13 protein-coding genes are annotated in these 14,385 nt (G+C 73.6%); 11 read left to right on the top strand and 2 right to left on the bottom strand.

Annotation, left to right across the window (positions count from 1 at the left end; genetic code table 11):
• The first annotated feature begins 154 nt into the window (after positions 1-154).
• The 5 genes from OHS82_RS06835 (at position 155) to OHS82_RS06815 (ending at position 5,972) form a co-directional block, all read left to right on the top strand.
• Entirely contained in the window at positions 155-1,108 is a 954-nt protein-coding gene (locus OHS82_RS06835; protein WP_328433498.1) for a HAMP domain-containing sensor histidine kinase, read from the top strand.
• Positions 1,105-1,770 (top strand): response regulator, encoded by a 666-nt coding sequence (locus tag OHS82_RS06830; RefSeq protein ID WP_057580976.1) that lies wholly within the window; start codon positions 1,105-1,107, stop codon positions 1,768-1,770. The genes OHS82_RS06835 and OHS82_RS06830 overlap by 4 nt, the downstream gene beginning before the upstream one ends.
• Before the next feature lie 131 nt (positions 1,771-1,901).
• Complete coding sequence (locus OHS82_RS06825; RefSeq protein ID WP_328433497.1) at positions 1,902-2,363, top strand: hypothetical protein; 462 nt, start codon at positions 1,902-1,904, stop codon at positions 2,361-2,363.
• A gap of 80 nt (positions 2,364-2,443) precedes the next feature.
• Entirely contained in the window at positions 2,444-4,735 is a 2,292-nt protein-coding gene (gene secD, locus OHS82_RS06820) for a protein translocase subunit SecD (protein ID WP_328433496.1), read from the top strand.
• Positions 4,736-4,832: 97 nt separating this feature from the next.
• Entirely contained in the window at positions 4,833-5,972 is a 1,140-nt protein-coding gene (locus tag OHS82_RS06815; RefSeq protein ID WP_328436035.1) for an aromatic ring-hydroxylating dioxygenase subunit alpha, read from the top strand.
• Positions 5,973-6,059: 87 nt separating this feature from the next.
• Here the strand turns inward: OHS82_RS06815 and OHS82_RS06810 are convergent, their stop codons facing one another.
• Positions 6,060-6,536, bottom strand: coding sequence for an FMN-binding protein (locus OHS82_RS06810; protein ID WP_057580973.1), 477 nt, complete (start codon positions 6,534-6,536; stop codon positions 6,060-6,062).
• A 7-nt stretch (positions 6,537-6,543) separates the two neighbouring features.
• Positions 6,544-7,896, bottom strand: coding sequence for a ferredoxin reductase family protein (locus OHS82_RS06805; protein WP_057580972.1), 1,353 nt, complete (start codon positions 7,894-7,896; stop codon positions 6,544-6,546).
• 264 nt (positions 7,897-8,160) lie between these two features.
• Here OHS82_RS06805 and OHS82_RS06800 point away from each other — a divergent pair, with 264 nt between their 5' ends.
• From OHS82_RS06800 to OHS82_RS06775, 6 genes are all read left to right on the top strand, one after another.
• Entirely contained in the window at positions 8,161-8,910 is a 750-nt protein-coding gene (locus tag OHS82_RS06800; protein ID WP_057580971.1) for a response regulator transcription factor, read from the top strand.
• Positions 8,911-8,990: 80 nt separating this feature from the next.
• On the top strand, positions 8,991-10,460 hold the full coding sequence (locus OHS82_RS06795) for a sensor histidine kinase (RefSeq protein ID WP_057581089.1): 1,470 nt from the start codon (positions 8,991-8,993) through the stop codon (positions 10,458-10,460).
• Between the two features lie 133 nt (positions 10,461-10,593).
• On the top strand, positions 10,594-10,908 hold the full coding sequence (locus OHS82_RS06790; protein WP_057580970.1) for a DUF6400 family protein: 315 nt from the start codon (positions 10,594-10,596) through the stop codon (positions 10,906-10,908).
• A complete protein-coding gene (locus OHS82_RS06785; protein WP_319195229.1) occupies positions 10,895-11,152 on the top strand; it encodes a hypothetical protein in 258 nt (85 codons plus the stop codon). The genes OHS82_RS06790 and OHS82_RS06785 overlap by 14 nt, the downstream gene beginning before the upstream one ends.
• A gap of 185 nt (positions 11,153-11,337) precedes the next feature.
• Positions 11,338-13,119 (top strand): enoyl-CoA hydratase-related protein, encoded by a 1,782-nt coding sequence (locus OHS82_RS06780; protein ID WP_328433495.1) that lies wholly within the window; start codon positions 11,338-11,340, stop codon positions 13,117-13,119.
• A gap of 102 nt (positions 13,120-13,221) precedes the next feature.
• Complete coding sequence (locus tag OHS82_RS06775; RefSeq protein ID WP_057580968.1) at positions 13,222-14,310, top strand: hydrogenase expression protein HypE; 1,089 nt, start codon at positions 13,222-13,224, stop codon at positions 14,308-14,310.
• Positions 14,311-14,385: the final 75 nt, after the last annotated feature.

The following is a 14,385-nucleotide window of genomic DNA, read 5'->3' as shown; positions in this document are numbered from 1 at the left end:
CCGTCCGGCGACCCATCACGGTGGGTGGCCCAGGTGAGGGAAATGGGCATCGGAGCCCATCGACGAGGGGAGCGGGCGCGGGGGAAGCTGGGCAGGACCGGCGGTGGAGACACAACGGTCTCCCACAGACACAGCAGAGGAAGGCGTCGTCCCCGTGTCCCTGTTCTGGCGGATCTTCGCGCTCAACGCGGTGGTGCTGGGCAGCGCCACCGCGCTGCTGCTGTGGGCTCCGGTGACGGTCTCCGTGCCGGTGGTGCTGACCGAGGCGGTCATCCTCGTGGCCGGCCTGGTCGTCATGCTGGTCGCCAACGCCGCCCTGCTGCGGATCGGCCTGGCCCCGCTCGACCGGCTCACCCGGCTGATGGCCACCGTCGACCTGCTGCGCCCCGGGCAGCGGCTGCCCGAACGCGGCCGCGTCGAGACCGCCGAGCTGATCCGCACGTTCAACGCCATGCTCGAGCGACTCGAGCACGAAAGGGCGTCCAGCAGCGCCCGCGTCCTGCTCGCGCAGGAGGCGGAGCGACGCCGCATCGCCCAGGAACTGCACGACGAGGTGGGACAGAGCATGACCGCGATCCTGCTGGCGCTGGAGCGGACCGCCGACGAGGCGGACGAGCCCCTGCGCGGTGAGCTGCGGCAGATGCAGGAGATCACCCGGGGAAGCCTGGACGAGGTGCGGCGTCTCGTGCGTCGGCTGCGGCCGGGCGTCCTCGAGGACCTCGGCCTGGTCAGCGCGCTGACCTCGCTCACCACCGAGTTCGCCACCCATGTGGGACTGCGCGTCGTGCGCCGTTTCGACACCGGCCTGCCGGTGCTGGACCACCAGACGGAACTGGTGCTGTACCGCGTCGCCCAGGAGGCCCTGACCAACGCGGCCCGCCACGCCGAGGCCGGACGGGTCGAGGTCGGCCTGCACCACACGGGGGAGGCGGTGGTGCTGGCCGTCGCCGACGACGGCCGGGGAACCGGGGCCGCCCCCGAAGGCGCGGGAATGCGCGGAATGCGCGAGCGGGCCCTGCTGATCGGGGCCACGCTGGACATCACCTCCCGGCCGCGGGCCGGCACCCAGGTCCGACTGACCGTGCCCCTCCTCAGGAAGCAGCCATGAGCGCGCCCGACACCTCCGTGATCCGCATCCTCCTCGCCGACGACCACGCCCTGGTCCGTCGCGGCGTGCGACTCATCCTCGACCGTGAGCCGGACCTCGAGGTCGTCGCCGAGGCCGGCGACGGCGCGGAGGCCGTCGAACTGGCCCGCACCCGTCAGGTCGACCTCGCGGTCCTGGACATCGCCATGCCGCGGATGACCGGCCTGCAGGCCACCCGGGAGCTCGTCGCGCTGAAGCCGGAGGTGCGGGTGCTGATGCTGACGATGCACGACAACGAGCAGTACTTCTTCCAGGCGCTGAAGGCGGGCGCCAGCGGATACGTGCTGAAGTCGGTGGCCGACCGCGACCTGGTGGCGGCATGCAGGGCCGCCATGCGCGACGAGCCCTTCCTGTACCCGGGGGCGGTCACCGCGCTCATCCGCAACTACCTCGACCGGGTCCGAGGCGGTGAGGAGCCGCCCGACCAGGTGCTGACCGCCCGCGAGGAGGAGGTCCTCAAGCTCGTCGCCGAGGGCCACTCCTCCAAGGAGATCGCCGAGATGCTCTTCATCAGCATCAAGACCGTCCACCGGCACCGGGCGAACCTGCTGCACAAGCTCGGGCTGCGCGACCGGCTGGAACTCACCCGTTACGCGATCCGCGCGGGCCTCATCGAGGCCTGAACACGTCGCTCACCGACGAGGCCCCGGTCGGCGCTCTCCCGCCGCGGCCCCGCGGACGCCGCACGGCCACGCGCCCACCGACATCGACACCGGCCGCGTGCACACCGACATCGCACGGAAAGGGACGGAGCATGGCACGCCGCACGCACACCGTCCCGCTTTCGGGGGGCCGGGGGCGAGGCCTGGTCCGGGGCCGGGACCCGGCAGCCGTGCCCGCCGAGGTGCACGCCGTCCTGATCATGCTGCTCGTCCTGTTCGCCCTGCTCGGTCCGCTCGGTACGCCCGCCCTCGTCGGCGCCGAGGTCCCGGCGCCCCGCGAGGTGACGCACGCCGCCGGGGTCTCACCGACGCACGACACGCCGCGCACACAGGACGCGGACCCCGCCGTCCCCTCCGCCACCGTGCGCAGCGGCAGGGACGCCGCCGGCGAACGTCCTACGCCGCCGGCCCCCGCCGCCCACCCGCAGCTCGGCGCGGCGGGCGCTCCACTCCTGCCCGGGCGGACGCCGGCGCCACCGGTGGACTCACCGGCCCCGGACCGACCGGCACACCGACCCGGGGTGCGCGCGCCCCCTGCCCTCTCCGGCACCTGACCCTCTCCCCCTCCCCCTTCCCTTCCTTTCCCGGGCTGCGGCCACCGTCGTGGCCGCGGTGTGCCTGCCGGAGGCCCGCTGTGCAACGCTCCCCGCTCGTCAGAGGGCTGCTCGCCCTCTCCGCCGTCGCCCTGTCCCTGTACGTCGCGCTCACCGTGCCCGTCCACCTCGGACTCGATCTGCGGGGCGGCACCCAGATCGTGCTCGAGACCCGCCCCGTCGACCCGGCCGACGCCGGCGACGAGGTCACGGACCGCACCGTGGAGGTGCTGCGCGGCCGGATCGACGCGCTCGGCGTCGCCGAGCCCACCATCGCCCGCTCCGGCGGCGACCGGATCATCGTCGAACTGCCCGGCGTGCAGGATCCCCGCAAGGCGGCCGACGTGCTCGGCCGGACCGCACAGCTCACCTTCCACCAGGTGCTCGGCGCGGCGGCGGACGCCGACGGCACGTCGGACCCACTGCCGAAGCGGCCCCACGAGCAGGTGACGGCCGACGAGTCCGGCAGTCCGCTGCGGCTGCGGGCCGCCGCACTCACCGGCAAGGACGTCGAGAAGGCAGCCGCCCGCTTCGACCAGCAGACCGGCGCCGGATGGCATGTCACGGTGGACTTCAAGGGGTCGGGCGGAGCGGGCTGGGCCCGGCTGACCGGCGAGGCCGCCTGTCGTCCGCCCGGGGATCCGGGTCGCCGCGTCGCCATCGTCCTGGACGACAGGATCGTCTCCTCGCCACAGGTCGACCCCTCGGTGGCGTGCCGGTCCGGCATCAGCGGCGGCTCCACCCAGATCACCGGATCCTTCGACGACGCCGAGGCCAAGGAGCTGGCCCTGCTCATCAACGGCGGCGCGCTGCCGGTGCCGGTCGAGACCGTCGAGCAGCGCACCGTCGGCCCCACCCTCGGCGCGCGGGCCATCGAGGCGAGCGCCTGGGCGGCCGTCGTCGGCACCGCCGCGACCTCGCTGTTCATCATCGCCGTGTACCGGATCATGGGCGTCCTCGCCACGGTGGCCCTCGCCTGCTACGGCCTCATGTCCTACGCGGCCCTCGCCGCGCTCGGAGCCACCCTCACCCTGCCCGGCCTCGCCGGATTCGTCCTGGCCGTCGGCATGGCGGTGGACGCCAACGTCCTCGTCTTCGAACGCGCCCGCGAGGAGTACGCCGCCCGCCGCCGGACCACCCCGAGGTCGTCGCTGACCGTCGGGTTCCGCAAGGCCTTCAGCGCGATCGCCGACTCCAACATCACCACCCTCATCGCCGCCGGCCTGCTGTTCTTCTTCGCCTCCGGACCCGTGCGCGGCTTCGGGGTGACGCTGGGCATCGGCGTCCTGGCCTCCATGGTCAGCGCCCTCGTCGTCACCCGCGCCCTCGCCGACCTCGCGATCGGCCGGCCCCGCCTGCGTCGCCGCCCCCACCTGACCGGCATCGCCCACACCGGCGTCGTCCGCGCCCGGCTCGCCCGCACGAACCCGAGCCTGCTGCGCCACCCCCGCCGATGGCTGGCCGTCTCGGCCGCGGCCCTCGTCCTGGCGGCCTCCGGGATCGCTGTGCGCGGCCTCGACCTCGGCGTCGAGTTCACCGGCGGTCGCCTCGTCGAATACACCACGGCAACGCCCGTGGACGCCGACCGGGCCCGCTCCGCGCTCGCCGACGCCGGGTTCCCCCGCGCCGTCGTCCAGACCTCCGGCGAGAACCGGTTCACCGTCCGCACCCACCACCTCGACGAAGCCCAGGCGGCGACGCTCACCGACACCGTCACCGACCTGGCACGCGATGCCGACAAGATCCGTGACGAGACCATCGGGCCCAGCCTCGGCGAGGAGCTCCGCCGGGGCGCACTCGTCGCCCTCGTCGTCGCCCTCGGCGCACAACTGCTGTACCTGGCGGCACGTTTCCGCTGGCTGCTGGGAAGCTCCGCGGTCGCCGCGCTCGTCCATGACGTCGTGATCCTCGTCGGCGTCTTCGCCTGGCTCGGCAAGCCCGTCGACGGTGTCTTCCTGGCGGCGCTGCTGACCGTCATCGGCTACTCGGTCAACGACTCCGTCGTGGTCCTCGACCGGATCAGGGAACTCGGCCGCCGCGACCGCGGGGAACCCTTCGCCCGCATCGCCGACCAGGCGCTGCTGCAGACCCTGCCGCGGACCGTCAGCACCGGCATGGGCGCCGTGTTCATCCTCACCGCACTCGCCGTCCTCGGCGGCGACACCCTGACCGACTTCGCCCTCGCGCTGCTCATCGGCCTCGTGGTGGGCACCTGGTCGTCGATGTTCACCGCCACGCCGCTGGCCGTCGAACTGCACCGGCGCACCCGGGCGGGCTCCTCGCGGGGGCGTGGCGCGCTCGGCCGTCCGGGTGGTGGCCTGCGGGGGCCGTGAAGCCTTGGCGCCCGAGTGGGACGTATGGCCTCTGAGCGCCGGTGGACGGGCCCGCCCACCGGCGCCGGCCGGGCGCCGTCGAGGAAGGGACAAGGCGATCGAGACTGAATCCGCGAGCGGTCCGTACCCGTCGCTCGAGCACAGGAACGGAGCGGTCCCCGACCTCCGGCGGCGCGGGATCGACCCGGACTTCTGGTACCCGGTCGCCGTGTCCCGGAGCGTGGCGAGGAAGAAGACGTTCGCCGCCCGGTTCGCGGGGGAGCGGATCGCCCTGTACCGCGGCGAGGACGGCACGGTCTTCGCTCTGGAGGACCGGTGCGCCCACCGCCAGGTGCCCCTGAGCATGGGGGTGGTGGAGGGCGAGGTGCTGCGCTGCTGCTACCACGCCTGGGCCTACCGTGGGAACGGCCGCATCTCGCAGATCCCGTATCTGCCCAAGGGGGTGGGCCGGCCGCCGCGGGGCGTGCGCGCCTATCCGGTCCGGGAAGCCTACGGTCTCGTCTTCGTCTTCCCCGGCGATCCCGGGAAGGCCGCCGCCACGCCGCTGCCCGACCTGCCGGAGTTCCGTTCGGCCCGGCACCGGACCATGACGTTCTCGCGGACCGTGCGGTGCCACTACTCGTTCATGCACGAGAACCTGCTCGACATGAACCACCAGTTCCTGCACCGGGGCGTCCTCGGCAGGATCCGGCCCGAACTGCTGGGCTTCGACACCGGTCCGGACTTCGTGGAGGCGCGGTACCTGTTCGTCCCCGCGGGCGGGAGGAAGGACCGGGGCGCGGCGCTGCTGTCGGCCGAGGGCCTGGGCGGCGGTTCCTCGCCCGACGTCATCACCGTCCGCACCCAGTACCCGTACCAGACGCTGCAAGCGGTCCCGGAGAAGGCCGAGCTCCCGGCGTTCTCCCTGTGGGCCGCCTACGTGCCGCAGGACGCCGAGCAGCGCGTCAACCACACCTTCGGACTGCTCATGATCGCGAAGCCGCCGATCCCGGGTGCCCTGCACGCCGCCTGGCCGTTCATCAGAAGGTTCACCGAACGCGTCTTCGCCGAGGACCGGATGGCCGTCGAGGCCGAGCAGCGGGCCTGGGACGAGCAGGGCGAGGACCGCAATCAGGAGGTCTTCCCGCTGATCCTGCACGTCCGCGACGTGCTGAGGAACAACGGCGTGCCCCTGCGGCCCCCCGCGGTGCGGACCGGCGCGGGCCCCTGCGCCGGCAGCGCGGTGTGCTCGCCCTGACGCCGGAGCGGGCGACCGGCGGTGCGACGGAAGGAAGGGCGCGGCCAGCCTCACCGGCACCCGGCTGCGCCCTCATGGGCACCCGGGTCAGGACCCGTTCGCGGAGTCCAGGGCCGACTGGAGGGACTGACGGTAGCCCTCGCTGGTGTAGGTGGCTCCGGAGACCGTGTCGATGTCGGCGCTCTGGGCGGTGAGGGCCTCTCTGGTCAGCTGCGGGACGGCGTAGCTGTTGATCTGCCGGTCCCGGGGGTTCTCCTGGGGATAGCTGACCGCCGTGACGTCGGTGAGCTTTCCGTCCTTCAGCGTGATGCGGACCTGGACGGGCCCCCAGCGGGTCTGGACGGAATCACCGGTGAGGGTCCGGGTCCCCGTGGCGGCGGACCCGCCCGACCCGGCCGTCCCGCTCGGCGTGCCCGACGCGCCGGACGGCGCCGGGGACGCCAGTGCGGCGACGCCCGGTGCCGTGTGCGGCTTGAGCGACAGCAGCAGCACCATCCCGGAGACGGTCGCGGCGCCCGCCAGCACGATGCGGCGCAGCGGACGGTTCTTCCTCAACGTGTGCAAGACGGCCTCACAGCTCGAAGGACTCGTGGTGGATACGGCTGTCCGGGACCCCGGCGGCGCGCAGCGCCCCGTACAGGTCCTGGGTGAAGCCGTGCGGGCCGCACAGGTACACGTCATGGGCGGCCAGGTCGGGCACGGCCGCGCACAGCGACCGGGTGCTGAGATCGGGGCGCCGGCCGTCCGGGCCGTTGAGCGCGTAGAGCACTTTCGCCCCGCGCCACCGGGCGACCGTCTCCAGTTCGCCGCCCAGGGCGAGGTCCTCGGCCGAGCGGGCGCGGTAGAGGAGGGTGACGTCTCCGGGCAGCGTCTCGAACAGGGCCCGCAGCGGGGTGACGCCGACGCCGCCCGCGATCAGCAGGGACCTGTGCGCGCCCTGCCGGTCCGCGGTCATCGCCCCGTACGGCCCCTCCGCCCACACCCGGGTGCCCGGTCGCAGCAGCGGCACGGCGGCGCTGTGGTCGCCGAGCGCCTTGACGGTGATGCGCAGCAGGTCCGGGCGCGGCGGCGCGGACAGGGAGTACGGCGTGGACGTCCAGCGCATGCCCTCGGCGAGGAACCGCCAGCGCAGGAACTGCCCCGGCCGTGCGCCCATCTCGTCCAGCCGCCGGCCGCGTACGACGACGGAGTACACGCCCGGCGCCTCGCGGTGCACCGAGTCGACCCGCAGCCGGTGCCGCAGGTTCAGCCGCACCGGGACGAGGATCCGGAACCACACGACCAGGGCGGCGGCCCCCAGGTACAGCGCGTACCAGGCGATCTGTGCGGGACGGCTGCCGACGAGGTCGGATCCCAGGGCCAACTGGTGGCCGAAGGCGAGGAAGACCGCCGCGTACGTCAGCAGGTGCACGTAGTACCAGAACTCGTGACCGACCCGGTGGCGCACCGCGCGGGCCGAGACGATCCCCACCGTGAGGAGGACGACCGTCCCGGCGGTGGCCTTGAGCATCTCCGGGTAGTCCAGGACCACCGTGAGCGTCTCGTGCACGAGTGAGGAGCGGTCCTGGGCGGCGTACCCGAGCAGGATCAGCACGACGTGCGCCGACAGCAGGCAGATCGTGTAGCGGCCCGCCATCGCGTGCCAGCGGGTCACCCGGTCCGTCCCGATCCGTCGTTCGAGGAGCGGCACGCGCGCCATCATCCCGACCAGCACGGCACAGGCGTATCCGGACAGCAGGCCCGCGATCCGCCCGGCCCCCGTCAGCCATCCCGCGGCGCCGACGACCGACTCCGTGTCGTGCCACCACAGGGCGACCACGGCAGCGGCCCCGCCCCACAGGACGGCGAGCACCGGGCCGGCGGCGGAACGCCGGGGAGCGGGCGGCGCGGGGGCCACCCTTCGTCGCGCATACGCCGTCGTCATCCGCGTGCCCCTTCCCCAGCCTGCGGCCCGCCTCCGGGCCGTCCGGGACGCCACTGTGCCGACCCAACCTCTGAGCCCGCTCTCAGCGCCGGGGGCAACGGGGACGGCTCCGCCGGCTCCACCGCAGGTGGGAGGGGCTGCTCGGACGACCGGCGCCGAGCCGCGACGCGGCGGACCCAGAGCGGAACCAGAGCGGACTCAGAGGAAACTCAGAGGCCGGGAGAGCGGCCCACGACACCGCGAGGCCGCATCCTGGTACCTGAGATGAACACTTCCCGCCCCCGTGGCTCCGGCCGCCCCGCGCTGACCCGGGCCGACGGCGCGCCGCTCAGGGTCCTCGTCGTCGACGACGACCCCGACCTCGCCGAGGTGCTCTCCGGCGCCCTGCGCTACGACGGCTGGGAGGTGCGCACGGCGGGCGACGGCGCTTCGGCCGTCACCCGGGCGCGCGAGCTGCTGCCCGACGCCATCGTCCTCGACGTCATGCTCCCGGACACCGACGGCTTCTCCGTGCTGCGCTCGCTGCGTGCCGTGCGTCCCGACGTGTGCGTGCTGTTCCTGACCGCGCGGGACGCGGTGGAGGACCGCATCGCGGGCATCACGGCGGGCGGCGACGACTACGTGACGAAACCGTTCAGCCTGGAGGAGGTCGTCGCGCGTCTGCGCGGACTGCTGCGCCGGGCCGGCATGGCCCGGCAGACTGCGGAGGGGCCGCGGCTGACCGTCGGCGACCTGGAGATGGACGAGGACGCCCGGGAGGTCACGCGCGGTGGCGAGCGCGTCGAACTGTCCCCGACCGAGTTCGAACTGCTGCGCTTCCTCATGCGCAACCCGCGACGCGTCCTGAGCAAGACGCAGATCCTCGACCGGGTGTGGTCCTACGACTTCGGCGGGCAGGCCCACGTCGTCGAGCTGTACATCTCCTACCTGCGCAAGAAGGTGGACGCCGGCCGCCCGCCCATGATCCACACGGTGCGCGGCGCCGGATACGTGCTCAAGCCGGTCGTCCGGTGACGACGCCCGGCCAAGGACGCGAAGGACGGCTCGCAGGACGGCTCGCAGGGCGTCCCCTCCGGAATGCGGCGCGCCGGTGGCTGTCCCGTCTGCCCCGGCCGCACACGCTGCGGGCACGGCTCACCGTCGGCCTCGTCGTGCTGCTCGCGGTCAGCTGCGCGGCGGTAGGGGTGGCGGCCGTGGTGGAACTGAACGGCTTCCTCACCGGCCGCCTCGACCAGCAGCTGCGCGAGACGGGCGCACGGTTCCCGGCGAGCCTGGAGCACGGCGGGGCCCGGCCCTCGGACCACGACGGCGACGAGGAGGGCGACGGCGACACCCGCCGGCAGCCCGTCGGGACCTTCGGAGCCCGGCTGGTCGGCGACACGGTCACCAACGCCGCGGTGGTGGGCGCCACGGGCGCGGGCGCACGGAACGTCCCGCTCTCGGCCGCGGACCGGCGAACGCTCGCCGCGGTCCCGGCCGACGGCCGCGGCCACACCGTCGACCTCTCCGCCCTGGACGACTATCGCGTGATGGCCGTCCGGGGCAGGGACGGCGACGTCCTGGTCGCCGGACTGCCCACGGAGCCCGTCGAGGCCGCCGTCCACCGGCTGGAACTCGTCGCCGCGGTCGTCTTCGGCGCCGCGCTCGCCGTGGCGGGCTTCGCGGGAGCGCTGTGGGTGCGCTGGTCGCTACGGCCGCTCAGCAGAGTGGCTGCGACCGCGACGAATGTCAGCAGGCTGCCGCTGTCCAGCGGCGAGGTGGAGCTCTGGCCGCGCGCCCCCGAGGCCGACCCGCGCGGTGAGGTCGGACGGGTCGCCGACGCCTTCAACACGATGCTCGGACACGTCGAGGACGCGCTGACCAAGCGGCACGCGAGCGAGGAGCGGCTGCGCAGCTTCGCCGCCGACGCCAGCCACGAGCTGCGCACGCCCGTGGCGTCGATCCGCGGGCATGCGGAGCTGGCGCTGCTGCATCCCGGCCCGGTGCCGCACAAGGTGGTGCGGGCCCTGGAACGCATCGAGGCCGAGTCGGCCCGCATGGGCGAGATGGTCGACGACCTCCTGCTCCTGGCCCGTCTGGACGCGGGCCGGCCCCTGGAACGGCTGCCCGTCGACCTGACCCGCCTGGTCCTCGACACGGTGACGGACGCGCAGGCCGCGGGCCCCGGACATCGCTGGAGGCTGGAGCTGCCCGAGGAGCCGGTGACGGTGCCGGGCGACGCCCACCGGCTCCACCAGATGCTGGGCAACCTGCTGGCCAACGCCCGCCTGCACACCCCCGGCGGCAGCACGGTCACCGTGTCGCTGGAGACCGAGGACGCCACGGCGGTGCTCACGGTGCACGACGACGGCCCCGGCGTGCCCGCGGACGTCCGGCCCCGGGTTTTCGAGCGCTTCACCCACGGGGACCGCCGCCGCACCGGGGGTGCGGGCAGTGGCACGGGCACCGGCCTCGGGCTGTCGATCGTCGCGGCGGTGGCCGACGCCCACGGAGGCGGCGTCGCCCTCGAGAGCGCCCCCGGTTCGACCACCTTCACCGTACGCATCCCCGCCGGCCAGGGATGACCGGACGCCGGAGTCCCTCGCCCGACGCCTCTCCCGGCCCCGACGACGACCGCGGGTGCGGCCGGGTCGGTCCGCTGTGACTTCTCCCACCTGCTCTTGCCGGGGCGCGTGACGCCTACCTACGTTCGGTCGCATGTCCTCCCATGGTGACGCCCTCCCCGCCGAACCCGACGAACCCGCCGAGGCGCGCGGGCCTGCCGCGGACCGGCCCGGCGCGTCCGCCCTGGTCGGCCTGGACATCGACCTGAGCTCCCACGAAATGCTGCGCCGCGCTCATGTGCTCGACGCCCTCGGCCCGGCCTGGGACCCCCTCGCCGCACTGCACGGCGAGGAAGCGGCGTACGAACTGCTCTACTCGGGCCTCAGCGCGGACCAGCAGCGGGTGTACGACGAGCTGGTCTCGGCCGGTGTCCTCCCGCGCAGAGGGGGTGGCCATGCTGCCGCTTGACCCGCAGGCCGACATCGGGCGTCGCGCCTGGGTGGCCTGCCCGAACTGCGACGACCGCCGTGGCTGCGCGACCTGCGAGCAGGGGCGCACCTGCTCCGAGCACTGGCGCTATCTGCTCTCCCACGCCGGCAGCCTGCTCCACCTGCAGTGCCGGTCCTGCACCCACATCTGGACCCACGAGACCCACTTCGGCGCCACCCGCTCCCCGTGGGAACGCATCACCAGCGGCCTGCGACGACGGTGACCGCGCACGACGGCCTGCCCGGCCGGCGGTGCGCCCGCCGCCCTCCGCCGGCGAGGCCGGACGGCGGATCGGTGCCGACTTTCGGGTGACCCCACCGTCTGTCGCCGGGGACGGCGGACCCGCCCTGGCCGAGGATCGCGGTCGGCGGACATCCCTGCCTGCCGTTCTCCCGCCCGGAGGCAGCTGTGCACATCCTGCTCCTTGCCAGCGCGTTCAACAGCCTCACCCAGCGCGCCCACGCCGAACTGCGCGACCGTGGCCACACCGTGGCGGTGGAACTGGCGCTGCCGGGCAGCCCGTTGCCGGAGACCGTGCGGCGGCACGCACCCGAGCTCGTCGTCGCGCCGATGCTGAGGACGGCGATTCCGCAGGAGGTGTGGACGGCGCACACCTGCCTCGTCGTGCATCCGGGGCCCGTGGGCGACCGCGGACCGTCCTCCCTGGACTGGGCGATCCACGAGGGCGTCGACCGGTGGGGCGTCACCGTCCTGCAGGCCGACGGGGAGATGGACGCCGGTGACGTGTGGGCCTCCGTGCCGTGCCGGGTCCCGCCGGTGTCCAAGAGCGAGCTGTACCGGGGCGAGATCGCCGACGCCGCGCTGAAGGCCCTCATGCTCGCGGTGGAGCGCTTCGCCGGCGGAACGTACGTACCCGTCCGGCAACCCGCGTCCGGCACGACGGACGCCGGCCCGGGCACGCGTCCCTACCTCGACCAGAGCGTCCGGCGGATCGACTGGGCCGCGGACTCCACCGAGGCCGTCCTGCGCAGGCTCAGGGCGGCGGACTCCCAGCCCGGAGTGCTGGACACGCTGCTCGGCGACGAGTGGTACCTGCACGGCGGCCACCCGGAGAACGTGCTGCGCGGCCGTCCCGGCGAGCTGCTGGCCACCCGGGCCGGAGCACTCTGCCGGGCCACCCGGGACGGCGCCGTGTGGATCCCCGAACTGCGGGCCCGGCGCGGGCCCGGGCAGCCTCCCACGTTCCGGCTGCCGGCCGTCCGGGCCCTGGGCGACCGGCTGCCGCCGTTGCCCGAGCACCCCCTGCCCCCGCTGCCCGAGGCGGCGCCCGGCGCCTGGACCGACATCCGCTACCGGGAGGACGGGAACGTCGGCTTCCTGTCGTTCTCCTTCCCCGGCGGCGCCATGAGCACGGAGCAGTGCCGGCGCCTGCTGGACGCCTACCGGGAGGCGTGCACGCGGCCCACGTCCGTGCTGGTCCTGGGCGGAGAACGGGACTTCTTCTCCAACGGGATCCACCTCAACGTCATCGAGGCCGCGGACGACCCCGCGGCCGAGTCCTGGGCGAACATCAACGCCATCGACGACCTGGTCGAGGCGGTCCTCACGACGACGGACCGGCTGGTGGTCGCGGCGGTCGCGGGCAACGCCGCCGCGGGCGGGGTGATGCTGGCCCTCGCCGCGGACGAGCTGTGGTGCCGCTCGGGCGCCGTGCTGAACCCCCACTACCGCCTGCTGGGCCTGTACGGCTCGGAGTACTGGACGTACACCCTCCCGCGCAGGGTGGGGGCTGCGACGGCCGACCGGCTCCTGCGCGAGGCCCTGCCGGTGAGCTCGGCGGGCGCACTGCGCCTCGGGCTGGTCGACCGCGTGGTCGACTGCGGTCCGGACGCGTTCGCGCGGGAGGTCGCAGGCCTGGCGGCCCGCCTGGCGTCGCTCCCGGCGACGGCGGCCCGGATCACCGCGAAGAAGACGGAACTCGACCGGCTGGAGGCAGCCACCCCGCTGGCCGGCTTCCGCGAGCGTGAGCTGGCCCGGATGCGCCGCACCTTCGACGACCCGGACGCCGCCTACCACGCCCTGCGTCGCTCGTTCGTCCACAAGGAGCGGCCCGCCGGCACCCCGCCGCACCTGGCTTCCGCCGCGGTTGCGCAGGACGCTCCCGTCCCCACTGCCGCCGCCGTCACCGGAACGGCCCACCATGGCGTCCCGTCGCGGCCGAACGGCTGATACGAAGAAACAGAAGGAAAACCGAGAAACGCGAAGAAAAGCGAAGAAACGCGACGGCCGAAATACAGGCCTTCATCCCTTACCTCCCCAGGAGGCGGTCCCATGACTGAGGCGACGCCGGGCACGGTCGGCGCTGCGGACGCGGACGGCGCGCCCGCCGACGAGACACCCACGATCCACATCCTCTGGATCAACGCGGGACTGAGCTGCGACGGCGACTCGGTCGCGCTGACGGCCGCCATGCAGCCCAGCATCGAGGAGATCGTGCTCGGCGTACTGCCGGGTCTCCCGAAGATCGCCGTCCACTGGCCGCTCATCGACTTCGAGTGCGGTCCGATCGGCGGCTCGGACACGTTCATCGAGTGGTTCTTCAAGGGGGAGCGGGGCGAGATCGACCCGTTCGTCCTGGTCGTCGAAGGGTCCATCCCCAACGAGGCGATCAAGCCCGAGGGCTACTGGTGCGGCTTCGGCGACAACCCGGAGACCGGCCAGCCGATCACCACCAGCGAGTGGATCGACCGGCTCGCCCCGAAGGCCCTGGCGGTCGTCGCCATCGGCACCTGCGCCACCTACGGCGGCATCCACGCCATGGCCGGCAACCCGACCGGCGCCATGGGCGTCCCGGACTACCTCGGCTGGGACTGGAAGTCCCACGCGGGCATCCCCATCGTGTGCGTCCCGGGCTGTCCGATCCAGCCGGACAACTTCTCCGAGACGCTCACCTACCTGCTCTACCAGGCGGCCGGCTCCGCCCCGATGATCCCGCTGGACGACAAGCTGCGCCCCACCTGGCTGTTCGGGGCCACCGTGCACGAGGGCTGCGACCGCGCCGGCTACTACGAGCAGGGCCAGTTCGCGCTGTCGTACGACTCCCCGACATGCCTGGTCAAGCTCGGCTGCTGGGGCCCGGTCGTCAAGTGCAACGTGCCCAAGCGCGGCTGGATGAACGGGATCGGCGGCTGCCCCAACGTGGGCGGCATCTGCATCGCCTGCACGATGCCGGGATTCCCCGACAAGTTCATGCCGTTCATGGACGAGCCGCCCGGCGCCAAGGTGTCGAGCAACGCCAGCGGAGCGTACGGCGCCGTGGTCCGCAAGCTGCGGTCGATCACGGCCAGGACGGTGGACAAGGAGCCCAAGTGGCGCAGCACCGGAGACCGGATCACCACCGGATACCGACCCCCGTGGTGAGCGGCCACCGCACGTAGTCCGCTCCCCGATTCGTGCACCCCCCCGCACACACCCCGTACCTCCCGCGCAACGAAG

The organism is Streptomyces sp. NBC_00425, assembly GCF_036030735.1.
Lineage (GTDB): Bacteria > Actinomycetota > Actinomycetes > Streptomycetales > Streptomycetaceae > Streptomyces.
The sequence above is the reverse complement of the archived record's forward strand: the minus strand, read 5'-3'. Positions and strand labels throughout refer to the sequence as shown.